Here is a 24,628-nt window from a genome sequence, read left to right as displayed (position 1 = left end):
GTTATTCGTAATAAGTGATGAACATAACTTGCATCCAATGCAGTAACATTTCTTCATTGGATGTAATGAGAGATTTAAAATGACCATTACGACGCTATCCAGCCGAGAGTTTAATCGACACGCAAGCGAAGCTAAAAAAGCGGCCAGCCAAGGCCCAGTATTCATTACGAATCGTGGCCGCCCAGCGCATGTCCTGCTGAGTATTGAGGAGTATCAACGGCTCGTCGGTAGTCAGCAGAAAATTGCAGACCTTTTGGCGATGCCGGGCGTTGAGGACATCGAGCTTGTTATCCCCGCTATGCGGGATATTGCCAAGGCGGCTGATCTCTCCTGATGTACTAGATACCAATGTTGTCACCGATATTCGCAAGATATAAAAATTAGCGGTACCGAAATATCGCGTCGGGCCTGTGAAAATTAAACGTAGGAACCGCTTTGCAACGTTGATAAAAGTTGCGAGATCTGGCGTTGGCCTTCGTCTGTGACCATGTAATCTGCCGGGCGTTTGCCTCCTAATGCCGATAGAGGTTCTTGCATCCAGCGTGCTAGCCAATCTTCGGCATCGAAACCTTCCGGATTTCCGGACTGTTCAACCATTACAAGCACCTGTTCAATTAAGCCAGGCATCGCCATGCTGGCCTTGGCCGCACCATTCACCCTCTCTCGCATTTCCACCCCGGGCTTGAAATGCGGTACGGCCTTTTCTGGAACGGGCACACTCTCCCCAGTCTTCGGGTTGTGCCCGAGCCTTGGCGGTCGAACATTGATACTGAAGCTGCCAAAGCCTCTGATCTCAGCTCTGCCTCTACTAGCGAGGCAATTACTGATGGCATCGATAATGGTTGCGACGGATGCAGCCGCGTCTTGCCGTGTGAGCATTGGAAAACGCATAGCAAGGCGGTTGATGAGTTCGGAGCGGGTCATAATGGGATGAGATCGGTTTGCCAGCAGATGCATGTTAAGGAGATGTTTTCCTATTGTTGACTGCTCACAGAATCTCTTTCCCCACTGCCGGCATGTTTTCCCAAGCACTCATATCCTCTGATATGCCGGCATTCTGGGCGTTTTCAGCGAGCAACTCAGCTAGTTTGTATTTCTTGCGGCTGGGCTTCATCAGCAAGCCGCTTCCCGTTATCTCCAGCGAGACAGTTTGACCAGCCTGCAAGTTGAGTTCTTCGCGGAGAGGCTTCGGAATGATCAAGCCAATACTATTTCCAAATTTCCGCATTACAGCTTTCACGATAATCTCCTATCTAGATGCGCATGAATCGGCGGCTCAACCACCGTAGCAATCTCAGCGGCGCAAAATATAGAATTAAACTCGTTCGGAAGCTGTTGATGAAATAGGCTCGGAATGGGGTATCAACTGCTTGCAGTGGAATAGCATAGAGACTGCGCCATTCCTGCTTTAATTCATCGATGAATGCCATGATGGGATTCCTGATTATCAAGTTCCGCAATCCATACCTATAAATATACCCCGTTAGGCCAGTCGATTAAATCATTATCTAAATGCGCCACTGACGGCAATCAATACCACTGCGGCAGCATTTTATGGATGTGTTTTCCAACACATTGAGTCGGCCCTTAAGCTTAGCGAATTTATGAGCTTCGATTCACCTGGAGGCACTCATGCCGCCCATGCGATGCGCAGCGTGCGGAAAACAATTCCGGCCGCGACCTCAAACTCCAAACCAAACCTATTGCTCGGCTCCCGATTGCCAGCGTAAACGGCGGCAGCAATGGCAGCGCCAAAAAATGGAAACCGACCCCGACTACCGTGAAAACCAGGCCCGTGCGCAGCGCGCATGGCTGGATCGCAACCCGGACTATTGGCGGGAATACCGGAAAGCTCGCCCTGAATATAGTGCTCGCAACCGGGAATTGCAGAAAAAACGGGATTTCAGGTGCTCGGATACGCCACTTGCAAAGATGGACGTGTCAATGCCAGCACAGACACTACCGGCGGGCATCTATCATCTGCGGCCGATTGGTGTTCCCGATCTTGCAAAGATGGACGCGTGGACGGTTGAAATCACTTTATTACCAGGAAGTTATGCCGAGCCTGAGCGGATTGCAAAGAGATGACTTGATAGGCGCCGGGAAGCGCTGCCATTACCTTATGTGCCGTATGTTCCAGATATCCCCTGCAGAGGCCAACCCTGCTCGGCCATACCTCATATCAATGTAGCCGTCATTCGAAGGGTATGCCTGGGACTTTTCTCTACCATCTGGCTTTGGATGATGGGCTATGGCAAACGACGACAGTACAGAAGTCTTCCCAGACGAGCCGAAACGGCTGCGTGCGGCCCAGTATGTCCGCATGTCGACCGAGCATCAGCAGTATTCCACCGAAAACCAATCCGCCAAGATCCGCGAATATGCCGAGCGGCGCGGCTTCGAGATCGTGCGCACCTATGCCGACGAAGGCAAGAGCGGGCTGCGTATCGACGGACGCCAAGCGCTGCAGCGACTGATCAAAGATGTGGAAGTCGGCACGGCGGATTTCCAGATCATATTGGTGTATGACGTCAGCCGCTGGGGCCGATTCCAGGATGCCGATGAGAGCGCCTATTACGAGTACATCTGCCGTCGGGCTGGCATCCAGGTGATGTATTGCGCCGAGCAATTCGAGAACGACGGCTCGCCCGTCTCTACCATCGTCAAAGGCGTCAAGCGTGCGATGGCCGGCGAGTACAGCCGCGAGCTGTCGGCCAAGGTGTTCGCCGGTCAATGCCGACTGATCGAGTTGGGCTTCCGCCAGGGCGGGCCTGCCGGCTATGGCTTGCGGCGCGTGCTGATCGATCAACACGGTTCCATCAAGGGCGAACTTGCCCGGGGCGAGCACAAGAGCTTGCAGACCGACCGCGTCATTCTGATGCCGGGTCCCGCAGACGAAATCCGCATTGTGAACCAGATATATCGCTGGTTCATCAATGAAGACCTGGTCGAGTCCGAGATCGCCGTGCGGCTCAACGGCATGCGCGTGCGTACCGATCTTGACCGCGAATGGACGCGCGCTACGGTGCATGAGGTGCTGACGAACGAGAAATACATAGGCAACAACGTCTACAACCGGATCTCGTTCAAGCTCAAGAAGCATCGGGTCATCAATTCGCCCGATATGTGGATCAAGAAGGAAGGCGCCTTCGATGCCATCGTTCCGCCCGATATGTTCTATACCGCGCAGGGCATCATACGCGCGCGGGCGCGGCGCTATACCGATGAGGAATTGATCGAGCGATTGCGCAACCTCTTCCAGAAACGGGGGTTCCTCTCCGGCATGATCATCAATGAGACGGAGGGAATGCCGTCAACTGCAATATATGCGCATCGGTTCGGCAGCCTGATCCGTGCCTATCAAGCGGTAGGCTTTACTCCCGATCGCGACTATCGCTACCTGGAGACCAACCGTTTCCTGCGCAGCCTACATCCTGAAATCGTTGGCCATACCGAACATATGATCGCCGATCTCGGCGGCGCTGTTCTGCGCGATCCGGGCACCGATCTGCTGCTGGTGAATCATGAGTTCACGGTGTCGCTGGTGCTGGCGCGCTGCCAAACCTACGATACCGGGCGTAGCCGGTGGAAGGTGCGGTTCGACACCAGCCTTGCTCCCGATGTCACAGTGGCCGTCCGGCTCGACCAGCCCAACCGGTCGCCCTTGGACTATTACCTATTGCCGCGGCTCGACTTCGGCCAGACCGGAATCAGCCTGGCCGAACGCAATGCCATCGAATTCGAAAGCTACCGATTCGACAATTTGGACTATCTCTACGGCATGGCGGAGCGCTCGCATATCAGGAGAGCGGCATGACCAAGAATCATCGCCCTGGCGAACTGCAAATGATCCCCATCGACCGGATCGAAGTAATCAATCCGCGCGAGCGCAACAGCCGGATTTTCGACGAGATCGTGGGCAACATCAAAGCCATCGGGCTTAAGAAGCCGATCACCGTCACCCCGCGCATCGGCACGGGCGGCAGCGAACATTACTTGCTGGTCTGCGGAGAAGGTCGGCTCAAGGCGTTCCGTGCCTTGGGCGAAACCGCGATTCCTGCGTTGGTGGTGAACGTGAACGACGAGGATGCCTTCATCATGAGTCTCGCCGAAAACATTGCCCGGCGCCAATGTCGGCCGCTGGAATTGCTCGCTGGCATCGAGCGCCTGCGCAATCAGGGCTACGACAAAAAAGCGATCTGCGAGAAGACGGGGCTGACCCCGGACTATGTGCAAGGCATCCTGATTCTGCTGCAGCACGGTGAGGAACGTCTCCTAGTGGCGGTCGAGCAAGGCCGGATTCCGCTCAATGCGGCACTCGCGATCGTCGGAGCCGGGGATGACGATAAGGCGATCCAGGACGCACTTCAGGATGCGTATGAGACGGGCAAACTGCGCGGCAAGCAGTTGCTGCGAGCGCGCTCCATCATCGAGCGCCGGCAGACCCTCGGGCGATCCATGGCACGCGGCACTCCCCGAAAGCGATCCGAAGTCACGACATCGAGCCTGGTCAGAACCTATCAGAAGGAAGTCGAGCGCCAAAAACTGATGGTGAAGAAAGCCGAGTTTACGCAACAACGACTGCTTTTCATCGTCGGCGCGCTTCGGCAACTGCTCGCAGACGAGAATTTCACCAACTTGCTACGCGCCGAAGGGCTGGAGACTTTGCCTAAATATTTGGCCGAGCGTGTCTGGAGCAGAGGACATGCTGCATGACTAACGTGTCACTCGGATTCATTCCGGATCCGCTGACCGTTCCTCTCAATATGCTCCTGCCGTCCCGTAAGATCGCGCAGGGCCTGCTGATCACGCGCAAGTTCAAACAGATTCTCGCTTCCATCGAGGCCGTCGGCCTCATCGAGCCGTTATCGGTCGGCCCAGCAGGCAAGGAGACCGGCCAGCATATTCTACTGGACGGGCACCTCCGGCTGATTGCACTGCGGGAGCTGGGGTTCAGCGAAGCTATCTGCCTCGTGGCCAAGGACGACGAATCCTATACCTATAACAGTCGGGTCAACCGGCTGTCGACCATACAAGAGCATTTCATGTTGCGCAGGGCCATTGCCCGCGGCGTCACTCCCGAACGGCTGGCCAAGGCGTTGAACGTGGATATCAGCCACATCATCAAGAAGATGACCTTGCTGGATGGGATTTGCCCGGAAGCGGCGGAGTTGCTGAAGGACCAGCATTTTTCTGCCGACTTGGGCCGGATCATCCGAAAAATGAAGCCGACGCGCCAGGTCGAGTGCATTGAGCTCATGGTCTCGGCGAACAACATCACGGTAGCCTATGGCGAGGCATTGCTTGTGGCCACCCCGAATTCAATGCTGGTTGATGGGAAGAAACCGGCCAAGCTGACGGGCGTTACCCAGGAGCAGATTGCAAAAATGGAGCGCGAGATGAGCAATCTGCAAGGGCAGTACAGATTGGTCGAACAGACTTACGGCCAGGACGTGTTGGATTTGGTACTTGCTAAAGGCTACTTGGCGAAGTTATTGGAAAATGAAGCCGTGTCGCGCTATCTCAGGCAGCGGCAACCTGAAGTGTTGTCTGAATTCGAGGCGATTGTGCAAACCGTATCAATTGACCAGTAGCTGGGGGATATCGGTTTGGTTTCCTAGTCGAATAACGAACCCTTTTGGACTAAGCGAGATACGAATTCATCTGGCTTGATTTGACCTAAAAGAGGTTGGCGGAAACCTAAGAAGGAGCTTGCAGTAGTATCACTCGGGCCTTTAATTTCGTGTAAAAATAATTGGCATATTGTAGTGCCAGGCATTAGTACAATAGGTAGCTCTCCTACATTCGCCAATTCCAAGGTAAGGCATCCGGCAAATCCAGGATGGACTCCTGGAGCAGTTTCAATAACCAGACCTCGCCGCCCCCATGATGATTTCCCGGTTACATAGCCCCCCAAAGTCCTGGGCATCCGAATCCATTCCAGAGTGGTAGCCAATACAAAGCTCCGAGGATGGAGAATGAAGCGGTGTCCGAATGGCACATAATGGCGCGTAGTTATATCGAGTTCATGCGGCTGATTTTTGCTATGGATGTCTAAATGAGTATGTCGACTTAATTTTGTAGTAACAAACCATGTTCCAAGTCGTAGGTCTAGTGAAGCACCGCCCTCATTTTCTATTTTTGTTAAATCTGGAGCGGGGGCCACGAAAAAAGGATCATTAGAATCACCCCCTTCTCCTCTTAACTTCGAAACAATCTCACGAGCGCCCAGTATCATTGTCCGTTGTATTCCTGAAGTCTTTCGATTTCAAATATTTCAAAACTCTTTAATACCAAATCATTCAATAGACGAAGTCTGTTAGCCTCGTTATTTTTCATTCTTGGATGGTAGCTTGCCCAATAATGCGAATGGGTGTTTTTAAACTTCCATGCAGCATTAACTACGGCATCAATTCCTGTGGTTCCTGAGGCAGGAACCATTTTTTTGTACGCGTCAACAATCTTATCTACGGCTGCTTTATCGCATGCCTCAATCCCTGCACACTTGATTTTATCGATTGCCACAACAAGCAACTCATCCAAAAGCATATTGGAAATTTCATCACTCAAAGATAATAGCAATGCTTTCTGAGGCTCTGCCTCACCATCTTCTTCATCAAATCGCTCTTCAAAATCAGTTGGGACATCAATACCAAGCTTCTTGGCGGCGGATGACATGGCTTCTATCCGATTCTTCATGCTGGGATAGCGCTCGGGCCTGTCGCCCGGCAGACCAGGTGCAATTAAATAGTCAAATGCAAGGAGGTAACTTTCGCGAAACAAAACCACACCAATAAAGTCGCAAAAAATCTCCTCACACTGAGCAACAGCCCAAACCCATGCGTTTTCCCATAGCTGTGTCCCTACCAAGTCAGTAAGCTGATCCGGATTGGCTAAGTTGAAAGTTTTTTTAAACTCGTCCCAGCGAGGTCCTTGGATTTTTGCAATTAATTTTTCAAGCGCAGCCCGTTCGAATTCTTCCCTTAACCCTTCCTTTGCCCAAACGTTGTGGCCGAGTTCGTGTGCAGCTAAAGGCGTAATTAGTGCATTACAGGCTTCTGAAGTAGGCAGTGCCACCATAACAAAACGATAGCCGCCAAATAAATCAGGAAAAATAATCGTATAAGGTGAAAAATCCCAATCCGAGGAAATTATTAGACGAGCATCGCTCCCTAATAACTTTCTGGTGATTCTTAAGAAGGGCCTGTGGAATTCAAGTGGCCCTCGTACATCGGTCGCCCGAATAAGAAAGCCTAGGATTGGGAGATATTGAAATAGTGCTTCCGTAACCCGTCGGCAGACAGTACGTACTGTATCCGGATTACTGTTGTCCGAGAGTAGCCCCAAAGTGTCCTGGAGCCCTGTAAATTTGTCTTTTACAACTGCAATTGCTTCCTTTGCATCGTCGTAAGGGAAATCAAATTGTTGAATATCCGAAATTGTGGCGAGAGCGGCAGCAACTTTCTCACGGGCATGACGTAAATGGGCCATTTTCCACTATGTTGTTGCTAGCTTACGAAAAAAAGGAGAGGGCCTTATCGTCGAGGCTTTGCTGACTTGTGTCGTCTATTCACAACTGCAGACATGGAGGACTGGTTCCGATACGTGGCCACTGCCCAGGAGGAGCTGCGAGCCCAATTCTTTGAAATGACATTGACGCATGCAACGCCTAAGGAGTTTGGCCTCAAGGTTAAAGGACGTTGGTTTTATGAGCGTGCCCGCGGTTCATATCTAGCGGCTGAACAAAAAGCTGCCTATCGCAAGAACGATCAAAAGAGTTTTCGCCTGCAGACGCCCAAGCAGCGGAGGCTAAGTAAGCTCGATGTTGCTCGGTATATGAGCGCATGGCTTGGCATGCCGGACAGAGTCTGCCTTGGGGGGCAGAAGAATTTTCAGAATTTCATGCAGCGATTAAAGGATGAGCCACCACCCCCGCCTGATCAGGCATGGTTCAAGCGCCTGATTGCCATCGCTGTTTTGTACCGAGCTGCTGAAAAAAAGATTAGGAGCTTGAAGTTTCAAGCCTATGGGGCACAAATAACAGCCTATGTTGTGTCTGGACTTTCGCACAGAACTGGTGGGCGTGTTGACTTTGATAAGTTGTGGTCAAAACAGACTATCAGCCCCGAGCTCGAAGATTTAATTGCTGACTGGGCCATTAGCCTCAATGAGGTCATGCGCAGATCCGCAGGCCAAAAGAACCCGAGTGAATGGTTTAAAAAGGCAGATTGTTGGAAAGACATCCGGGAGCAGTTAGGAGAAAGCTCCGATTCCGCCGAGGTTCACTACACAGGCTGGCCAATCATCGATCAGCGTACCCGCAAGACACAGTGCAGTTCCAATCGCTTCGGGGCTCCGCATCTCAAGCGGCAGGTTCTCGTGGTCCTGTTCCAGTGGAGACAGGGATAAATCCGCTGGAACACATGGGTAATGTGTAAGCACCCAGGCAGCCCTTTTGGGCAAACGTACGGCATAGGTCAAGGCGTGCAGAATCTGTAGGTAGGCGATGGCCGGGATGGAGCCGCAATTCGGCAGTTCGAAAGTGTTTCTCGCGATGCCGGCGGCGAGTGATGCTTGAATATTGAAAAGGCAGTCGATCAGCCGCGGATCGGCCGATTCTGCTGGCCAGTCTCCCAGCCAGTGTCCGCATTGCAGGCAATGGTGCATGATCCGGTCGTGCGGGATCATGTCCATCGCGAAATAAATAAACGGTGCCTCGCAGCCTGGACAGGCCTGCTTGAGAAACCGGCGATGCACGGGGCAGACCGGGTTAAAGGCGTACCGCCAGGACTTGCGGTAATAAGGCTCGGCATCGGCTGCCAAGCACTCCGGGCAGTAGGCGAGACCATGGTGCGCCATCTTCTCGAATGTTGTGGTTGGGAAGATCCAATGATTCATCCCGTGATGGCGGTTCAAGTAGACATAACCCTCATCCTCCACGAGAGTCGCCTCGCGCACGATTTCCTGCGGCTGGCCCGTGCCTTCGGCCAGTCGTTTGATTAGGGTGTCGCTATAAACGCGGTCGATTTCCCTCGGTGCGGCGTGATTGCTCTCCAGAAGCTGGCGGCAAAGGGAATTCAGATTAAAACGGAACTGGATGGCAATTCGCATCAGCCATGACGAGAGAAGCTCGTCGGGATAAGGCTTTGGATGAATTGGCCAGAGCGACATAGTGAGATTTTTAGGTCACGAACTGATCGATAACTATCGTTAACTTATATAAAGTCTCATTTACTTATGTATGTTCACAGTGCAGGGCTTCCTGTGCTTGCTGATCCGCATGGTAGCTGCTTCTCACCATGGGGCCGCATGCAGCATGGGTGAAGCCCATCGCCAGCGCCTGCTGCTCGAACCAGGCGAAGCGTGACGGTTCGACAAAACGCAGCACCGGCAGATGGTGCGCGCTGGGTTGCAGGTACTGGCCCAGCGTCAGCATTTCGACCCGATGGGCGCGCAGGTCGCGCATCACCTCCAGGATTTCCTCGTCGGTCTCGCCCAGCCCCAGCATCAAGCCGGATTTGGTCGGGATGGCCGGATGGCGTGTTTTGAATTTGGCCAGCAGCTTGAGCGAATGCGCATAGTCGGCACCCGGCCTGGCCTGTTTGTATAGCCGCGGCACCGTCTCCAGGTTGTGGTTGAGAATGTCCGGCAAGGCTCCGGCCAGCGCATCCAGCGCCGTCTCCAGCCGGCCGCGGAAGTCCGGCACCAGGGTTTCGATGCGGATCGCGGGCGAGGCGTGGCGCACCGCGCCAATGCATGCGGCGAAATGCCTGGCGCCGCCGTCGCGCAGGTCGTCGCGGTCCACGCTGGTGATGACGACGTATTTCAGGCGCATCGCGGCGATGGTGTGGGCCAGGTTGTCCGGCTCCTGCGCATCGGGCGGCAGCGGCTTGCCGTGCGCCACGTCGCAAAACGGGCAGCGGCGCGTGCACAGGTCGCCCAGAATCATGAAAGTCGCGGTGCCGCCGCTGAAGCATTCGCCGATGTTGGGGCAGGAGGCTTCCTCGCATACGGTATGCAGCTTGTGATCGCGCAGAATATCCTTGATTTCGCGGAAGCGTGCGCTGTCCGGCACCTTCATGCGTATCCATTCCGGCTTGCGCAATGCCGGCTGCGGCACGATCTTGATCGGGATGCGCGCGGTCTTGGCGGCGCCTTTCTGTTTGGCTTCGTCTTTTAGTTTGGTTTCCATTGGTTCAAACGGGTTCCCAGCAATGTCTCCAGTTTCTCGGCCAAAGTTGCGATGTCGGCAGTTATACCCAGATCGCGGGTGCGGGTGACTTGCAGCCCCCGGTAACCGCAAGGGTCGATCGCATCGAACGGCGACAGATCCATGTCCGCATTGAGGCTCAAGCCATGATAGCAGCAGCCGTTGCGGACTCTCAAACCCAGCGCGGCGATTTTCCGGCCCTCGACATAAACGCCTGGCGCGTCGCTGCGGGCCTGTGCGGTGATCCCATATTCTGCCAGCAGCTGGATGACCGCATTTTCCATCATGCTGACCAGCGGGCGGATCGAAAGATTTCTGCGCTTCAGGTCCAGCAGCAGATAAACCACGATCTGGCCGGGGCCGTGATAGGTGATTTTGCCGCCGCGGTCGGTTTCGACCAGCGGGATATCGCTTTGCTGCGGCAGCCTGACGTCTTTTTTGTTAAGCCCCAGCGTATAAACCGGCGCATGTTCGGTGACCCACAACTCATCCGGCGTCGCCTCGATGCGTCCCGAGGTGAACGCCTGCATCGCGCGCCAAGTCGTTGCGTAATCGGTTCTGCCCAGCCGGCGAACCAATAGCGGTTTTAAAGTACGACCTTCACCCATGGATGCGCGGTCAGTTCGCGGTAAAGATTGTCCAATTGCGGTCTGGAGGTGGCGTTGACGGTACAGGTCAGGCTGAGATACTTGCCGCCGGAGCTGCCGCGCATCTCAATCCGCGCCGCATCGAAATCCGGCGCATGGCGCAGCACGACTTCAATGATCGCTTCGGCAAACCCTTCGCGTGTTTCGCCCATAATCTTGAGCGGAAAGTCGCAGGGAAACTCCAGCAGTGTTTCCTGTTCGGCCATCAGGCGGGCGACCTCATCACGCGGGTTTTGTAATCCTGGTACAGCGCGTGCATTTTCCAGAATACCGCACCCGGCTTGCCGTCGCCGACCGGCTGTGCGTCCAGCCGGATGATCGGCAGCACTTCCTTGGTCGAGGAGGTGAGCCACAATTCATTGGCGGCACGGATACGGGATTCGTGATATTTGCCGATTTCCAGCGGAATGCCGTGGGCGGCGGCCAGTTCCAGCACCAGGTCGTAGGTGATGCCGGGCAGCATGTGATTGTCCTTGGGCGGCGCCAGGATGACGCCGTTTTCCACCGCGAAAATATTGCTGGCGGAGCCTTCGGTGAGGATGCCGTCGCGGAACAGCACGGTTTCCGCCGCGCCGTGGTCGACCGCGACCTGGCGCAGCAGCACATTGGGCAGCAGCGCGATGGACTTGATATCGCAACGGTCCCAGCGGTTGTCATTGGCCGACACTGCCGAGATACCGGTTTCGACCAATTCTTGCGGCGAGGTAATCAGCGGACTGCTCATCATGAATACCGTGGGCGCGGTGTTCTGGGGAAATGCGTGGTCGCGCTTGGCGACGCCGCGCGTGATGTGAAAATACACATATTGGTCGTCGCCCGCGTTGCGCGCCACCAGTTCGCGGATCAGCTGTCCCCATTCTTCGTCGGTGTGCGGGTTGGCGAGCCGGATGCCGTCCAGGCTGTGCTGCAAGCGCCGCAGATGCTCTTCCAGCCGGAACACGTGGCGCGAATACACCGGGATGACTTCGTACACGCCATCGCCGAAGATGAAGCCGCGGTCCAGCACCGGCACGAAAGCCTGGTCCAGCGGTAGGAACTGGCCGTTGAGGTGGACGACGGGGCTCATTATCTGAATTTGAGTTTCAAACCATCCCACAGGCGGCCGAAAATGCCGGCGACCGCGACTTCTTCGCTGGCCACCAGATTACGTTGTTGCAGCACCTTGCCGTCCAGAGAGAACTGGATAGTGCCGACGGCCTGTCCCTTGGCGATAGGCGCAATCAGCGGCTGCATGCTGGTGACGCTGGCTTTGATCCTGTCGTATTGTCCCTTGGGGAACGTCAGCATCAGGTCGCTGTCCACTGTGGCTGCCAGCATCTCGTTATGGCCTTTCCATACCCTGAGCTTGCTGACGGTCTGGCCTTGCTTGTAGACCAGTCGGCTGTCATGGAACTGGAAGCCGTAGTTGAGCAGTTTCTGGCTTTCGGTGGAACGGGCAGTTTCCGAAGGCGTGCCCACCACCACCGAAATCAGCCGCATATCGCCGTGCTTGGCGGAGGCCACCAGGCAATAGCCTGCAGCTTCGGTGTGGCCGGTTTTCATGCCGTCCACCGTGGGGTCGACCCACAGTAGGCGGTTGCGGTTGGGCTGGGTGATATTGTTGTAACGATATTCCTTGAGGCCGTACAGGCGCTTGTATTGGTCCGGAAAATCGCGAATCAGTGCGGCCGCCAGCAGCGAAAGGTCATAAACGGTGGTGTAGTGGTTGGGATCGGGCAAGCCGGTGGCGTTCATGAAATGCGTTTCTTTCATGCCCAGCCGCGCGGCTTCTTTGTTCATCAGGTCGGCGAAAGCCTCCTCGGTGACGGCGATGCCCTCGGCCAGCGTGATGCAGGCGTCGTTGCCCGATTGCACGATCATGCCGTGCAGCAGTTCATCCACGGTCGCCGGCTTGTCGGGCGCGATGAACATGCGCGAACCTTCGGCTTTCCAGGCTCTGGTGCTCACCGGCAAGGTCTGCGTCAGCGTGAGATGACCGTTCTTGATCGCCTTGAAGCTGAGATAACCAGTCATCAGTTTGGTCAGCGAGGCGGGTTCTATGCGCTCGTGCGCATTTTGCTGGGCGATGATGAGATCGCTGCCGAAGTCGCGCAGCAGATAAGCTTTTGCCGCCAATGTGGGCGGTGGCGGCAGATTGTCGGAAAGCGCCTGGGATGGTGCCGTCAATGGCAATGCTGCGAGCAGAAATAGGGAAAAAAGTCGTTTCATGATTCTTAAAGTTAAATGGTTCAGTACCGACTATTGAAGGGTGACGATGGCGGTAAGCCCCAGGGATTGCTTGAGCAGCAAAGCTGCACGCTCCGCTTCGTCGCGATTGACGTAAGGCCCGAGGCGCACGCGATGCATGCCGTCATTATACCAGCTCTCCACCGCGCCATTTTGGGCTAATCCGCTCTTGACGATGCGCGCGCGCAATTGGTCGGCGTTATCCTTTTGCTTGAAAGCGCCTACCTGCACGAAAGTTCCGCCACTGACGGGCTTTTCCAATGCCTTGTCGAGGCCGAGCGCCGGCTGGGCAGGCTCGGGCAGCGGTTTGCGGGCATCGATGGCTTCCACTTCCACCAGTCCGCTGCCTTTGCCCGTCAGGTGCAGCTTGTAGGCGGCAGCATAAGAAAGATCGATCAGCCGGTCTTTCTTGAACGGTCCCCGGTCGTTGACGCGCACGATCACCGAGCGGCCGTTTTCCGGATTGGTCACGCGCACAAAGCTGGGAATCGGCAGCGTGGTATGCGCCGCGCTCATGCCGTACATGTCGTAGACCTCGCCGGTCGATGTCTTCTGGCCGTGGTAGCGCTTGCCGTACCAGGAGGCGATACCGCTGGCCTTGTAGGGCTGGAACTCGGTCATCGGCGTATAGTTTTCGCCCAGCGCGACATAAGGCCGGTTGGCGCGCGCCAGTGGTGGTTCGTAGCGCGGCACGGCGTCTGGAATCGCGTCGAAATCGGGTTGCGGACCGTCGCCAGGACCGTCATCCAGGTAATAGCCGCCTTTTTTCGCCGCGCCGGGTTTGGCGGTAACAGCTTCCGGAGTTGCTTTTTGCGCTGCCGGAGGCGGTTCGGGTTTGGTCTCGGAAACGCCGCCCATGCTGCCGCAGCCTGCGAGCAACGCCAAACAGAACAGCCAGACGAGATGCTTTATCATGAGGCCACCAATTTCTTGTGGGTCTGTATGCTCATCAAAATACCAAATCCCAGCAGCAACGTCACCAAGGAGGTGCCGCCGTAGCTGATCAGCGGCAACGGTACGCCCACCACCGGCAGGATGCCGCTCACCATGCCCATGTTGACGAAGGCGTAGGTAAAGAAGGTGAGCGTGATGCTGCCCGCCAGCAGGCGGCTGAACATGTTCTGCGCGTTGGCGGCGATCACCAGGCCGCGGCCGATGATCAGCAGGAACAGTAGCATCAAGAGTGCGATGCCCAGTAGGCCGAATTCCTCGCCGAATACCGCGAAGATGAAGTCGGTATGGCGTTCCGGCAGGAAATCGAGCTGCGCCTGCGTGCCGTGCAGCCAGCCCTTGCCCGCCAGCCCCCCCGAGCCCAGCGCGATCATGGCCTGTATCGTGTGATAGCCGGCGCCCAGCGGGTCCTGGCTGGGGTCGAGCAGGATCAGCACGCGCTTGCGCTGGTAGTCGTGCAGCATCGGCCATATCAACGGAATCAGCGCGCCTACCGCAACGGCCAGCCCCCCCATCAGGCGCCAGCTTAAGCCCGCGAGAAACAGTACGTAAAAGCCCGAAGCGCCGATCAAGAGCGCGGTGCCGAGATCGGGCTGCTTGACGATCAGTCCCAACGGCAAGGCCAGCAGCAACGCGGCCATGCCATAGTCGGCAAGCCGCAGCGCGGCTTCACGTCGGGCGAAATACCAGGCCAGCATCATCGGCACCGCGAGCTTCATGCCTTCCGATGGCTGGATGCGCGCAACACCCAGGTTCAGCCAGCGCCGTGCGCCGTGGCTGATGTCGCCGAACAGCGCGACGCCCACCAGCAGTACCAGACCCAGCACATACGCGGGCACTGCGATATTTTCCAGCCGTTGCGGCGAAATATTGGCCATCAGCCACATCAGCGTCAGCGCCGCGCATATGTTGATCAGCTGTCGGCTCACCTGGTCCACGCTCTGGCCGGAAGCGCTATAGAGCACGAACAGCGCGACCATGATGACGAGCAGCAGCATGCCCAGCAGGAAACGATCGAAATGGGCCATTGCCCGGGTCAGCCAGAGTCTAATCATGTGGTGCATCTCCCGCATCCGGTTCGGCATCTTTCGCCGGCATGTCCGGCGCTTTGCCCAGCAGGTAATAATCCATTACTTGGCGCGCGATCGGCCCGGCCGCCGAGCCGCCATGGCCGCCGTTTTCGACGATGACCGCCAGTGCGATCCTGGGGGCCTCCGCCGGCGCATAGGCGATGAATAGCGCGTGGTCGCGATGCCGTTCGTCCAGCGCGCTGGCGTTGTATTTTTCGCCCTGCTTGATTCCGACCACCTGGGCGGTGCCGGTTTTGGCGGCAATATTGTAGGATGCGCCGGCGCCGATGCTGGCCGCAGTGCCGCCGGGCTTGGTGACGTCGGCCATGCCCAGCCTTACCAATTCCATGTTTTCGGGTTTCAACGGCAGCCGGTCGACGGTTTCGATCGGCACCGGGCGGGTCACGCCGGTACGGCTTTCCTGGATGCTGGTTACCAAATGTGGCCGGACGGCTGCGCCGTTATTGGCCAGCGTCGCAATGGCATAGGCCAGCTGCAGCGGCGTGACCAGGGTATAGCCTTGACCGATGCCGGTGATCACGGTTTCGCCGGGATACCATTTCTGTTTCCAGCGCTTGGCCTTCCATTGCGGCGTCGGCAGCAATCCCGAGCGTTCGCCTTCGATATCGATGCCGGTTTTCTGGCCGAAGCCGAAATGGGTGAGGAACGCAGCCAGACGGTCTATGCCGAGATCCAGCGCCAGGCCGTAGAAGAAAGTGTCGCAGGAGACGGTAATGGCGCGACGCACGTCGACCTGGCCGTGGCCGCCGGGTTTCCAGTCGCGATAGCGATGGCTGCTGCCGGGCAGCAGGAAGTAACCGGGGTCGGAAATCGAAAATGGCGGTGTTCGTTTGTCGTTTTCCAGCCCGGCCATCGCGACGAAAGGCTTGAAGGTAGAGCCGGGCGGATAGATGCCTTTCAGTGGGCGATTGATCAGCGGCTTGTCCAGAGAATCGTTGAGCGCTCTCCAGTTTTCCATATCGATGCCGTCGACGAACAGGTTGGAGTCGAAGGTAGGCATGCTGACGAAGGCCAGAACTTCGCCGTTGGCGGGATTGATCGCCACCAGCGCGCCGCGGCGGGTACCGAAAGCTTTCTCGGCGATATCCTGCAGCTTGCTGTCGACCGACAGCACCAGATTGTCGCCCGGAATCGGCGGCATGCTGGAAAGTACCCGCACCGCATGGCCGTCGGCGTCGATTTCCACTTGCTGGAAGCCGGTCGTGCCGTGCAGCTGACGCTCGTAACTCTGTTCCAGTCCGGATTTGCCGATATGGTCGGAACCTTTGTAATTGGAAATATCGCCGCTTTTTTCCAGCTCTTTCATGTCCGCATCGTTGATGCGGCTGATGTAACCTATCAGGTGGGAACCCAGCGCGCCTTGCGGATAGTGGCGGAACAGCCGCGATTTGATTTCCACGCCGTGAAAGCGGTAGCGGTTCACCGCAAACAGCGCGGCTTCCGCTTCATTCAGATGGGTGCGCAACGGAATGCTTTCGAAATTATGGCTCTGATCGCGGAATTTCTTGAACTGCTTGCGGTCGTTGGAAGTGATTTCGATGATTTTGCCGATTTCGGCAATGGTCTGCTCGACATCATCCACCTTGGAAGGTGTGATTTCCAGCGTATAGGCAAAAAAATTGTGTGCCATCACGACGCCGTTGCGGTCGAGAATCAGGCCGCGATTGGGGACGATGGGTACCAGCGAGATGCGGTTGTTTTCCGCCAGCGTCTGGTAGTGCTCGTAGCGCAATACCTGCAAATGGAAAAATCGCCCCAGCAGGATGCCAAAACACACCAGCACCATGATCGCGGCCACTCCCAGCCGCAGGCGGAACTGGTACTGCTCGCGCTGGTAGTTCTTGAGTTCTGACGACTTCACGCTTCCCGCTCGCCGGTCACCTTGATCTTGGAATAGATCACCAGTTGCCACAGCAGGATGCCGGATGCGCTGGGCAAAAGATAATTCCATCCCGGCACTTCGCTGCCGCCGAATAGTTTGAGCACCAGCAGCACCAGTTGCGCGACCAACAGCAGCAGGAACACATAGCCGGCCTGCTGCCAACGGTTGAACAGGGTCGCGCGGCGCTGATAGATTACCGCAACATAGGCAGCGACCACGTAGGCCAGCGCATGCTGGCCGAACAGGTCGCCGCCTGCCAGATCGACCAGCATACCCATCAGCCAGGCGGTGCCGATATTGCAAAAATGGGGTGCGCGTATCAGCCAGTAGAGCAGCACCAACAAAACGAAATCCGGGCGCAGCATCAAGCCGAAGCCGGCCCACGGCAGCAAATAAAGCGACAGGCCGGCGAACAGCGACAGGTATATCTGGCTAATGCTGACGGGCCGCATGGTGGCGAGTTTCCTTCTTTTTGGCCGTGAGGTGCATTTCTTCCTGTGGGATTGCGGTCGCAGGCGATGTCGCCAGAATAAGTACCTGGCCGTGCTTGTCGGTGCCGGCTATAGGGGTGCAGACGATATGGGCGAAGGGCGAATCGATATTGCGCTCGATGCGGGCCACGGTGGCCACGGCCAGCCCGTTCGGATAAGTGCCGTCGATGCCGGAGGTCACCAGCTTGTCACCTTCGCGGATGTCGACGTTGACCGGCAGATAAGGCAGATCCAGCGTATTGTCGCGGCCATGGCCGAAAGCGATCGCGCGCAGCCCGTTGCGTTCCACTTGCACCGGCACTGCTAGTTCGCGGTCGGTAATCAGCGTGACTTCGCTGGAAAACGGATAGGCGCGGGTGACTTGGCCGATCACCCCCATGCCGTCCACTACCGCCTGACCCGCGGCCACGCCTTGCTGACTGCCGGTGCCGACGATGATGCGCTGCACGAACGGGTCGCGGCTGACATGCATGATTTCAGCCAGGCGCGAGGGTTGCGCCAAGGGCCGGCGGGCATCGAGCAGCCGCCGCAAATGCTCGTTTTCGGCTTGCAATGTAGGCAGGCGCTGCAAATCTATCGACAGGCGCATGTTCTGTTCGCGCAACAAATGGGTTTCTTGCGTCAAGGCGTCCAGGCTGGCGAAGTGCTGTTCTATGTGACGATACAGCCGCAACGGGCTGCCGGCCAGGATTTCCAGCGGATGCAGCAGGGTAGCAAAACCCTGGCGTACTTCTGCCAGGTAATGCAGGCGCGCATCCACCGCCATCAGAACCAGAGAAAGTGCCGCGAAAAACGTCAGGCGTGCTAGGGGGCTGGGACCACGGACGAAGAAAGAAGTCTGCTGAGCTTCCATGGAATAGCTGTCAGCTGTCGGCTGTCAGCAAAAACTGCTCTGCTGATGGCTGAAAGCCGAGCGCCGTTTCATTCATAGGCAAATACGTTGCCCAGCTTGTCCATTTCCTCCAATGCGCGGCCGCTGCCGCGCGCCACGCAGGTCAGCGGGTCCTCGGCGACGATTACCGGCAGGCCGGTTTCTTCCTTCAGCAGGATGTCCAGATCGCGCAGCAATGCGCCGCCGCCGGTCAGTACCATGCCGCGCTCGGCAATGTCCGCGCCCAGTTCCGGCGGGGTTTGTTCCAAAGCGGATTTGACGGCACCGACGATGCTGTTCAACGGTGCAGTGAGCGCCTCCAGGATTTCATTGCTGGAAATGGTGAACTTGCGCGGCAGGCCTTCGGCCAGGTTGCGGCCGGTGACTTCCATTTCGCGCACTTCCGAGCCGGGGAAGGCGGAACCGATGTTTTTCTTGATCAGTTCTGCGGTGGGTTCGGAAATCTGCATGCCGTAGTTGCGGCGGATGTAATCGATGATGGCCTCGTCGAACTTGTCGCCGCCGACGCGCTCGGATTTGGCGTAGACCACGCCGCCCAGCGAGATCACGCCGACTTCGGTGGTGCCGCCGCCGATGTCGACTACCATCGAGCCGGTCGCATCCGCCACGGGAAGATCGGCGCCGATCGCCGCCGCCATCGGCTCCTCGATCAGGAATACCTGTCTTGCGCCCGCGCCGATCGCCGACTCTCTAATGGCGCGGCGCTCGACCTGGGTGGAACCGTAGGGCACGCAGATGATGATGCGCGGGTTGGGCGAGAACATGCGCGATTCATGCACCTTGCGGATGAAATATTTGAGCATCTGCTCGGTAATGGTGAAGTCGGCGATCACGCCGTCCTTCATCGGGCGGATCGCCTGGATCGACGCGGGTGCTTTGCCCAGCATGCGCTTGGCCTCGACGCCGACGGCCAGTATCGTTTTCTTGCCGGTGGGGCCGCCTTCGGTGCGGATCGCCACCACCGACGGTTCGTCCAGCACGATGCCCCGGCCGCGTACGTAGATCAGCGTATTGGCGGTGCCGAGGTCGATGGCGAGGTCGTTGGAAAAATAGCTGCTAAGGAAACCGAACATCTGTTAAATCCTGGGTCGTTGCGGCGCTGGTTCAGCACCGTTTAGGGGGTGTTTGCAAATCCGGATATAATACCGGATATTGCCTTGAAATTTAAGCCATGTCACTGACTACCGACGATGTTAAACGTATCGCCCATCTCGCGCGTATTGAAATCGGCGAGGATGAGGCGCGATCCACGCTCAAACAGCTTACCGGCATTCTCGGCCTGATCGAGGAAATGCAGGCGGTCGATACTGCCGGTATCGAACCGATGTCGCATTCCCAGGACCTCACCCAGCGGCTGCGCGAAGACGTCGTCACCGAAACCAATCAGCGCGAACTGTTTCAAGCCATCGCTCCCGCTGTGGAAAACGGGCTGTATCTCGTTCCCAAAGTCATCGAATAATACCGACTATCATGATCAACGCAAGCCTCAAAGAGCTGGCGGCGGCGCTTGCCGCCAGAAAAGTGTCCAGTGTCGAACTCACGCAGGAATTCCTCGGGCGCATCGACAGGTTCAACCCCGATCTCAATGCCTATATCACCGTGGATGCAGGAAAAAGCCTGGCGCAAGCCCAAACCGCCGACGAAAAAATCGCCCGCGGCGAAGCGGGACCGTTGACCGGCATACCCATCGCCCAGAAGGACATCTTCTGCGCCAAGGGCTGGCGTACTACCTGCGGTTCGAAAATGCTCGGCAACTTCGTCTCGCCTTATGACGCTCATATCGTCGAACAGTTCGACAAGGCGGGTGCGGTCAATCTGGGCAAGACCAATATGGACGAGTTCGCGATGGGCTCGTCCAACGAGACTTCATACTTCGGCCAGGTGAAAAACCCGTGGGACTTCGATCGCGTGCCCGGCGGCAGTTCAGGCGGCTCGGCGGCGGCCGTGGCGGCGCGGCTGGCGCCTGCGGCCACTGGCACCGACACCGGCGGCTCGATCCGCCAGCCGGCCTCTTTATGCGGTCTATCCGGCCTCAAGCCGACCTACGGCGTATGTTCGCGCTTCGGCATGATCGCCTTCGCGTCCTCGCTGGACCAGGCCGGCCCGATGGCGAAATCCGCCGAGGACCTGGCGCTGATGATGAACGTGATGGCCGGTTTCGACAGCCGCGATTCCACCAGCCTTGAGCGCGACAAGGAAGACTACGCGCGCGACCTTGACCAGCCGCTGGCCGGCTTGAAAATCGGCCTGCCGCGGGAATATTTCGCCGACGGCCTGGATGTCGGCGTGGCCCAGGTGGTGCAGCAGGCGATAGACCAGTACCGCAAGCTGGGCGCGCAAACCGTCGACATCAGCCTGCCCAACACCCGGCTTTCGATCCCGGTGTACTACGTGCTGGCTCCGGCGGAAGCCTCCAGCAATCTTTCCCGCTTCGACGGCGTGCGCTACGGCCATCGCGCACCGGAATATACCGACCTGCTCGGCATGTACTGCAAGACCCGGGCGCAAGGCTTCGGCGCCGAGGTCAAGCGCCGCATCATGATCGGCACCTATGTGCTCTCCGCAGGCTATTACGACGCCTACTACCTCAAGGCGCAGAAAATCCGCCGCCTCATCGCGCAGGATTTCGCGCAGGCGTTCCGGCAATGCGACGTCATCATGGGCCCCGCCGCGCCCGGCACCGCGTTCAAGCTCGGCGAAAAAACCGACGACCCGGTGGCTATGTATTTGCAGGATATCTACACCATCGCCGTCAATCTCGCCGGCCTGCCCGGCATGAGCATCCCCGCCGGCTTCGTCCCAGGTAACGATGGAAAACCCCTGCCGGTAGGGTTGCAGATTATCGGTAACTATTTCAGCGAATCGCGCATGCTGGGCATCGGGCATGCCTATCAGCAGGCGACGGACTGGCATACCAGGATGCCGGCTGGAATCATGTAGCCTTTCGGAGAAATTCATGCGCTATTGGCTGATGAAATCCGAACCGTCCGATGTTTCCATCGACGATCTGGCGTCTTTCCCCAACCAGACCGTGGACTGGTATGGGGTGCGCAACTACCAGGCGCGCAACTTCATGCGCGACCAGATGAAGGTGGGCGACGGCGTGCTGTTCTATCATTCCAACTGTGTCGAGCCGGGCATCGCGGGCATTGCCGAGGTGAGCCGGCTGGCTTATCCCGACCGATTGCAATTCGAACCCAGACACAAATACTACGACCCCAAGGCCACGCCGGAGAACCCGCGTTGGTTCAACGTGGACGTGAAGCTGGTGCGCAAGACGCGACTGTTGAGCTTGAAGGAATTGCGCGAAACGCCCGAGCTTGCCAACCTGCGCATCCTGCAGCGCGGCAACCGGTTGTCGATCACGCCGGTTGACCCGCGCGACTGGGAAATTATTCTCGACAAACTGAAGTAGAAAGCCATGAGCCAGCGTTATTCCCAACTCAATCAGGAACTGACCCGGTTCATCCGGGACCAGAACGTGTTCTTCGTCGCCACCGCGCCGGAGTCGGGTTATACCAATCTCTCGCCCAAGGGGCTGGATTCATTGCGGATACCGGACCCCAACACCGTGGCCTGGCTCAACGTCACCGGCAGCGGCAACGAAACCGCCGCGCACGTGCTGGAAAACGGGCGCATGACGCTGATGTTCTGCGCGTTTACCGGTAACCCGATGGTTTTGCGGTTATACGGCGCGGCGCGGGTCATCCATGCGCGCGATGCGGAATGGTCGGAGCTGATAAACCGTTTCGACGCGTTGCCGGGCGCACGGCAGATTTTCGTGCTGGACGTGGAACTGGTGCAGACTTCGTGCGGCATGGCGGTGCCACTGTTCGACTATCGGGGCCAGCGAGATCAGCTGGTCGACTGGGCCGAAAAGAAAGGCGAGAAAGGCATCACCGAGTATTGGGAGAAAAAGAACCGGGTCAGCCTGGACGGCAGGCCGACCGGGATTTTCGAAGACCGGCAGGCGGAAGCTAACCCCGGAAGAGGCTAACCAAGGAACAGCTTATAGGCTGGGTTGTCGGTTTCTTCCCAATAGATGTATCCCAACTTGTCGAGGAATTTCTGGAACGTCTTTTTCTCGCCTCTGGGCACCTGCATCCCAACCAGTACGCGGCCGTAGTCGGCGCCGTGGTTGCGGTAATGGAACAGGCTGATGTTCCAGCCGGCGCTCATGCTTTCCAGAAACCGCATCAGCGCGCCCGGTCGTTCCGGGAACTCGAAGCGGTACACCAACTCATCACTGACCTGCGGCGCATGGCCGCCGACCAGATGACGGATATGCAGCTTGGCCATTTCATCGTCGGTGAGGTCCAGCGTCGCCAGGTCGTGCCTGCGCAGGCTTTCCACCAATTTAATTGCTTCTGCCCGGTTGGCGACTTGCACGCCGGCGAACACGTGCGCTTCCTTTGCATCCGAGTAGCGGTAGTTGAACTCGGTAATGTTGCGCGCGCCCAGCAATGAGCAGAATTTCTTGAAGCTGCCGGGTGTTTCGGGAATCGTCACGGCCAGCACGGCTTCGCGCTGTTCGCCCAGCTCGGCACGCTCGGCGACGTGGCGCAGGCGGTCGAAGTTGGTGTTGGCGCCGCTGGCGACCGCCACCAGCGTCTTGTCCTTGAGCTTGTGGCGCTTGGCGTATTCCTTGGCGCCGGCGATCGCCAGTGCGCCCGAGGGTTCGAGGATGGAGCGCGTGTCCTCGAACACGTCCTTGATCGCGGCGCAGATGGCGTCGGTATCGACCAGCACCATTTCGTCCACGTATTCCTGGCACAGGCGGAAAGTTTCCTCGCCCACCAGCTTGACCGCGGTACCGTCGGCGAACAGGCCGACCTGGTCGAGCTGGATGCGCTTGCCGGCATTGAGTGAGCGGTTCATCGCATCGGCATCCGTGGTTTCCACGCCGATGATCTTGACCTCGGGCCGCAGGCGCTTGATATAGGCCGCGATGCCCGAGATCAGCCCGCCGCCGCCGATGCTGCAGAACACCGCATGGATGGGGTCGGGGTGCTGGCGCAGGATTTCCATGCCGATGGTGCCCTGCCCCGCGATCACATACGGATCGTCGAACGGATGCACGTAAGTCAGCTTGTCGCGCTTTTCCAGCATGGCTGCGTGTGCGCTGGCTTCGTCGTAGGAATCGCCCGCGAGCACCACTTCGCCGCCGCGGCGTGCGACCGCATCGACCTTGATTTGCGGCGTCGTGGTCGGCATCACGATGACTGCGCGGCAGCCCAGCTTTTGCGCCGACAGCGCCACGCCCTGGGCATGGTTGCCGGCAGAGGCGCAGATCACGCCGCGTTTGCGCTGCGCCGGCGTGAGATGGGCCATCTTGTTATAAGCGCCGCGGATCTTGAACGAGAACACCGGCTGCATGTCCTCGCGCTTGAGCAAGAGGCGGTTGCCGATACGCCGGGAAAGATTGGCGGCCTCTTCCAGCGGGGTTTCCACCGCGACATCGTAAACGCGGGCGGTGAGGATTTTTTCCAGATAATCGTTTTTCATCGGCTAGGGCGCGTGTATTATTAAGGATTCGAGCAATTATTATAAAGAATTTAGGAGCACAGCATGGCATCACAAGACGAACTCAAACAAGCCGTGGCTAAAAAGGCCGTCGAATACGTCAAGGGCGGCATCATAGGCGTGGGCACGGGTTCCACCGCAAATTATTTCATCGACGAGCTGGCCAAGGTCAAAGCCAAGATCGACGGCGCCGTGGCGAGTTCCGAAGCCACCGCCCGGCGCCTGCGCGGCCACGGCATCGAGGTGTTCGACCTCAACGGCGTAGACGGCATGGACATTTATGTCGACGGCGCCGATGAAATCACCGAACACATGGCCATGCTCAAGGGCGGCGGCGGCGCATTGACGCGCGAAAAAATCGTTGCGGCCTGCGCCAGGAAGTTCATTTGCATTTGCGATGCCAGCAAGCTGGTGCCGGTGCTGGGCAAGTTCCCGCTGCCGGTGGAAGTGCTGCCGATGGCGCGCAGTTATGTCGCGCGCGAGCTGGTCAAGCTCGGCGGGCAGCCTGAGCTGCGCGATTTCACCACCGACAACGGCAATATCATCCTTGACGTGCACGGGCTTACCATCCTCGACCCGGTTGCGCTGGAAGCGCAAATCAACCAGATCGTCGGCGTGGTGACCAACGGCTTGTTCGCCGCGCGCGGCGCCGATGTGTTGCTGCTGGCGACAGGCGATGGCGTGAAAACATTTACCCGGTAATATTGTCGTCATA

The 24,628-nt window shown here is 57.6% G+C and carries 28 protein-coding genes and 2 pseudogenes; 11 read left to right on the top strand and 19 right to left on the bottom strand.

All coding sequences use genetic code 11. The annotated features are described in order from the left end of the window. Positions 1-79 precede the first annotated feature (79 nt). On the top strand, positions 80-334 hold the full coding sequence (locus VGK14_RS03140; RefSeq protein WP_331507469.1) for a type II toxin-antitoxin system Phd/YefM family antitoxin: 255 nt from the start codon (positions 80-82) through the stop codon (positions 332-334). A gap of 83 nt (positions 335-417) precedes the next feature. Here the strand turns inward: VGK14_RS03140 and VGK14_RS03135 are convergent, their stop codons facing one another. The 4 genes and pseudogenes from VGK14_RS03135 to VGK14_RS03120 all read right to left on the bottom strand — a co-directional run bounded on the left by VGK14_RS03135 (position 418) and on the right by VGK14_RS03120 (position 1,430). After that, on the bottom strand, positions 418-597 hold the full coding sequence (locus tag VGK14_RS03135) for an MbcA/ParS/Xre antitoxin family protein (protein WP_331507502.1): 180 nt from the start codon (positions 595-597) through the stop codon (positions 418-420). A 54-nt stretch (positions 598-651) separates the two neighbouring features. Then, a pseudogene (locus tag VGK14_RS03130) lies at positions 652-924 on the bottom strand (integration host factor subunit beta); the annotation flags it as partial. A gap of 64 nt (positions 925-988) precedes the next feature. After that, positions 989-1,240, bottom strand: a complete 252-nt coding sequence (locus VGK14_RS03125; protein WP_331507468.1) for an AbrB/MazE/SpoVT family DNA-binding domain-containing protein — start codon at positions 1,238-1,240, stop codon at positions 989-991. Positions 1,241-1,253: 13 nt separating this feature from the next. After that, positions 1,254-1,430: a hypothetical protein gene (locus tag VGK14_RS03120; protein ID WP_331507467.1), complete on the bottom strand. Its 177-nt coding sequence runs from the start codon at positions 1,428-1,430 to the stop codon at positions 1,254-1,256. A 328-nt stretch (positions 1,431-1,758) separates the two neighbouring features. Here VGK14_RS03120 and VGK14_RS03115 point away from each other — a divergent pair, with 328 nt between their 5' ends. The 4 genes from VGK14_RS03115 (at position 1,759) to VGK14_RS03100 (ending at position 5,594) form a co-directional block, all read left to right on the top strand. Next, positions 1,759-2,088 (top strand): hypothetical protein, encoded by a 330-nt coding sequence (locus tag VGK14_RS03115; RefSeq protein ID WP_331507466.1) that lies wholly within the window; start codon positions 1,759-1,761, stop codon positions 2,086-2,088. Positions 2,089-2,251: 163 nt separating this feature from the next. Continuing rightward, positions 2,252-3,817 (top strand): recombinase family protein, encoded by a 1,566-nt coding sequence (locus VGK14_RS03110; protein WP_331507465.1) that lies wholly within the window; start codon positions 2,252-2,254, stop codon positions 3,815-3,817. Next, complete coding sequence (locus tag VGK14_RS03105) at positions 3,814-4,716, top strand: plasmid partitioning protein RepB C-terminal domain-containing protein (RefSeq protein WP_331507464.1); 903 nt, start codon at positions 3,814-3,816, stop codon at positions 4,714-4,716. Before VGK14_RS03110 ends, VGK14_RS03105 begins: the two co-directional genes overlap by 4 nt. Next, complete coding sequence (locus VGK14_RS03100) at positions 4,713-5,594, top strand: plasmid partitioning protein RepB C-terminal domain-containing protein (RefSeq protein WP_331507463.1); 882 nt, start codon at positions 4,713-4,715, stop codon at positions 5,592-5,594. The genes VGK14_RS03105 and VGK14_RS03100 overlap by 4 nt, the downstream gene beginning before the upstream one ends. A 23-nt stretch (positions 5,595-5,617) precedes the next feature. Here the strand turns inward: VGK14_RS03100 and dcd are convergent, their stop codons facing one another. After that, positions 5,618-6,238, bottom strand: coding sequence for a dCTP deaminase (gene dcd, locus VGK14_RS03095; protein WP_331507462.1), 621 nt, complete (start codon positions 6,236-6,238; stop codon positions 5,618-5,620). Next, on the bottom strand, positions 6,235-7,491 hold the full coding sequence (locus VGK14_RS03090) for a hypothetical protein (RefSeq protein WP_331507461.1): 1,257 nt from the start codon (positions 7,489-7,491) through the stop codon (positions 6,235-6,237). Before VGK14_RS03090 ends, dcd begins: the two co-directional genes overlap by 4 nt. Before the next feature lie 57 nt (positions 7,492-7,548). On the opposite strand from VGK14_RS03090, the pseudogene VGK14_RS14630 reads away from it, so the two are divergent. Then, positions 7,549-8,172: pseudogene (locus tag VGK14_RS14630) on the top strand (AIPR family protein); the annotation flags it as partial. Between the two features lie 81 nt (positions 8,173-8,253). Here VGK14_RS14630 and VGK14_RS03085 read toward each other — a convergent pair. From VGK14_RS03085 to VGK14_RS03030, 12 genes are all read right to left on the bottom strand, one after another. Continuing rightward, on the bottom strand, positions 8,254-9,171 hold the full coding sequence (locus VGK14_RS03085) for a TniQ family protein (protein WP_331507460.1): 918 nt from the start codon (positions 9,169-9,171) through the stop codon (positions 8,254-8,256). 64 nt (positions 9,172-9,235) lie between these two features. Continuing rightward, on the bottom strand, positions 9,236-10,192 hold the full coding sequence (gene lipA, locus VGK14_RS03080) for a lipoyl synthase (protein WP_331507459.1): 957 nt from the start codon (positions 10,190-10,192) through the stop codon (positions 9,236-9,238). Next, positions 10,177-10,818 carry a lipoyl(octanoyl) transferase LipB gene (gene lipB, locus VGK14_RS03075; protein ID WP_331507458.1) on the bottom strand — a complete coding sequence of 214 codons (642 nt, stop codon included), beginning with the start codon at positions 10,816-10,818 and terminating at the stop codon, positions 10,177-10,179. The genes lipA and lipB overlap by 16 nt, the downstream gene beginning before the upstream one ends. Continuing rightward, entirely contained in the window at positions 10,797-11,063 is a 267-nt protein-coding gene (locus tag VGK14_RS03070; RefSeq protein WP_331507457.1) for an HP0495 family protein, read from the bottom strand. Before VGK14_RS03070 ends, lipB begins: the two co-directional genes overlap by 22 nt. Beyond that, positions 11,063-11,923: a D-amino acid aminotransferase gene (locus VGK14_RS03065; RefSeq protein ID WP_331507456.1), complete on the bottom strand. Its 861-nt coding sequence runs from the start codon at positions 11,921-11,923 to the stop codon at positions 11,063-11,065. The genes VGK14_RS03070 and VGK14_RS03065 overlap by 1 nt, the downstream gene beginning before the upstream one ends. Then, positions 11,923-13,065, bottom strand: coding sequence for a D-alanyl-D-alanine carboxypeptidase family protein (locus VGK14_RS03060; protein WP_331507455.1), 1,143 nt, complete (start codon positions 13,063-13,065; stop codon positions 11,923-11,925). Before VGK14_RS03060 ends, VGK14_RS03065 begins: the two co-directional genes overlap by 1 nt. Positions 13,066-13,095: 30 nt before the next feature. Next, entirely contained in the window at positions 13,096-13,998 is a 903-nt protein-coding gene (locus VGK14_RS03055) for a septal ring lytic transglycosylase RlpA family protein (protein WP_331507454.1), read from the bottom strand. Further along, on the bottom strand, positions 13,995-15,089 hold the full coding sequence (gene rodA / locus VGK14_RS03050) for a rod shape-determining protein RodA (protein ID WP_331507453.1): 1,095 nt from the start codon (positions 15,087-15,089) through the stop codon (positions 13,995-13,997). Before rodA ends, VGK14_RS03055 begins: the two co-directional genes overlap by 4 nt. Continuing rightward, positions 15,082-16,986 carry a penicillin-binding protein 2 gene (mrdA, locus tag VGK14_RS03045; protein ID WP_331507452.1) on the bottom strand — a complete coding sequence of 635 codons (1,905 nt, stop codon included), beginning with the start codon at positions 16,984-16,986 and terminating at the stop codon, positions 15,082-15,084. Before mrdA ends, rodA begins: the two co-directional genes overlap by 8 nt. Beyond that, the gene (mreD, locus tag VGK14_RS03040) at positions 16,983-17,459 is read right to left on the bottom strand and encodes a rod shape-determining protein MreD (RefSeq protein WP_331507451.1); all 477 of its coding nucleotides are present in this window, start codon (positions 17,457-17,459) and stop codon (positions 16,983-16,985) included. Before mreD ends, mrdA begins: the two co-directional genes overlap by 4 nt. After that, complete coding sequence (gene mreC, locus VGK14_RS03035; RefSeq protein ID WP_331507450.1) at positions 17,440-18,351, bottom strand: rod shape-determining protein MreC; 912 nt, start codon at positions 18,349-18,351, stop codon at positions 17,440-17,442. The genes mreD and mreC overlap by 20 nt, the downstream gene beginning before the upstream one ends. A 68-nt stretch (positions 18,352-18,419) precedes the next feature. Then, the gene (locus tag VGK14_RS03030; RefSeq protein WP_331507449.1) at positions 18,420-19,463 is read right to left on the bottom strand and encodes a rod shape-determining protein; all 1,044 of its coding nucleotides are present in this window, start codon (positions 19,461-19,463) and stop codon (positions 18,420-18,422) included. Between the two features lie 98 nt (positions 19,464-19,561). Between VGK14_RS03030 and gatC the strand changes: the two genes are divergently transcribed. From gatC to VGK14_RS03010, 4 genes are read left to right on the top strand one after another with little or no spacing between them, the layout of a single operon-like run. Continuing rightward, the gene (gene gatC, locus VGK14_RS03025) at positions 19,562-19,849 is read left to right on the top strand and encodes an Asp-tRNA(Asn)/Glu-tRNA(Gln) amidotransferase subunit GatC (protein ID WP_331507448.1); all 288 of its coding nucleotides are present in this window, start codon (positions 19,562-19,564) and stop codon (positions 19,847-19,849) included. Between the two features lie 11 nt (positions 19,850-19,860). After that, positions 19,861-21,330: an Asp-tRNA(Asn)/Glu-tRNA(Gln) amidotransferase subunit GatA gene (gatA, locus tag VGK14_RS03020; RefSeq protein ID WP_331507447.1), complete on the top strand. Its 1,470-nt coding sequence runs from the start codon at positions 19,861-19,863 to the stop codon at positions 21,328-21,330. A gap of 16 nt (positions 21,331-21,346) precedes the next feature. Continuing rightward, positions 21,347-21,805, top strand: a complete 459-nt coding sequence (locus VGK14_RS03015) for an EVE domain-containing protein (protein ID WP_331507446.1) — start codon at positions 21,347-21,349, stop codon at positions 21,803-21,805. Between the two features lie 6 nt (positions 21,806-21,811). Continuing rightward, on the top strand, positions 21,812-22,387 hold the full coding sequence (locus VGK14_RS03010; protein ID WP_331507445.1) for a pyridoxamine 5'-phosphate oxidase family protein: 576 nt from the start codon (positions 21,812-21,814) through the stop codon (positions 22,385-22,387). Here VGK14_RS03010 and ilvA read toward each other — a convergent pair. Further along, positions 22,384-23,895: a threonine ammonia-lyase, biosynthetic gene (gene ilvA, locus VGK14_RS03005; RefSeq protein ID WP_331507444.1), complete on the bottom strand. Its 1,512-nt coding sequence runs from the start codon at positions 23,893-23,895 to the stop codon at positions 22,384-22,386. The genes VGK14_RS03010 and ilvA overlap by 4 nt on opposite strands. Positions 23,896-23,958: 63 nt before the next feature. On the opposite strand from ilvA, the gene rpiA reads away from it, so the two are divergent. Beyond that, positions 23,959-24,615 (top strand): ribose-5-phosphate isomerase RpiA, encoded by a 657-nt coding sequence (gene rpiA / locus VGK14_RS03000; protein WP_331507443.1) that lies wholly within the window; start codon positions 23,959-23,961, stop codon positions 24,613-24,615. Positions 24,616-24,628 lie beyond the last annotated feature (13 nt).

Origin of the sequence: Novimethylophilus sp., from assembly GCF_036504375.1 — a bacterium.
Taxonomy (GTDB): Bacteria; Pseudomonadota; Gammaproteobacteria; order Burkholderiales; family Methylophilaceae; genus Novimethylophilus.
Note: the sequence above shows the minus strand (reverse complement) of the source record. Positions and strands in the feature narration are given on the sequence as shown.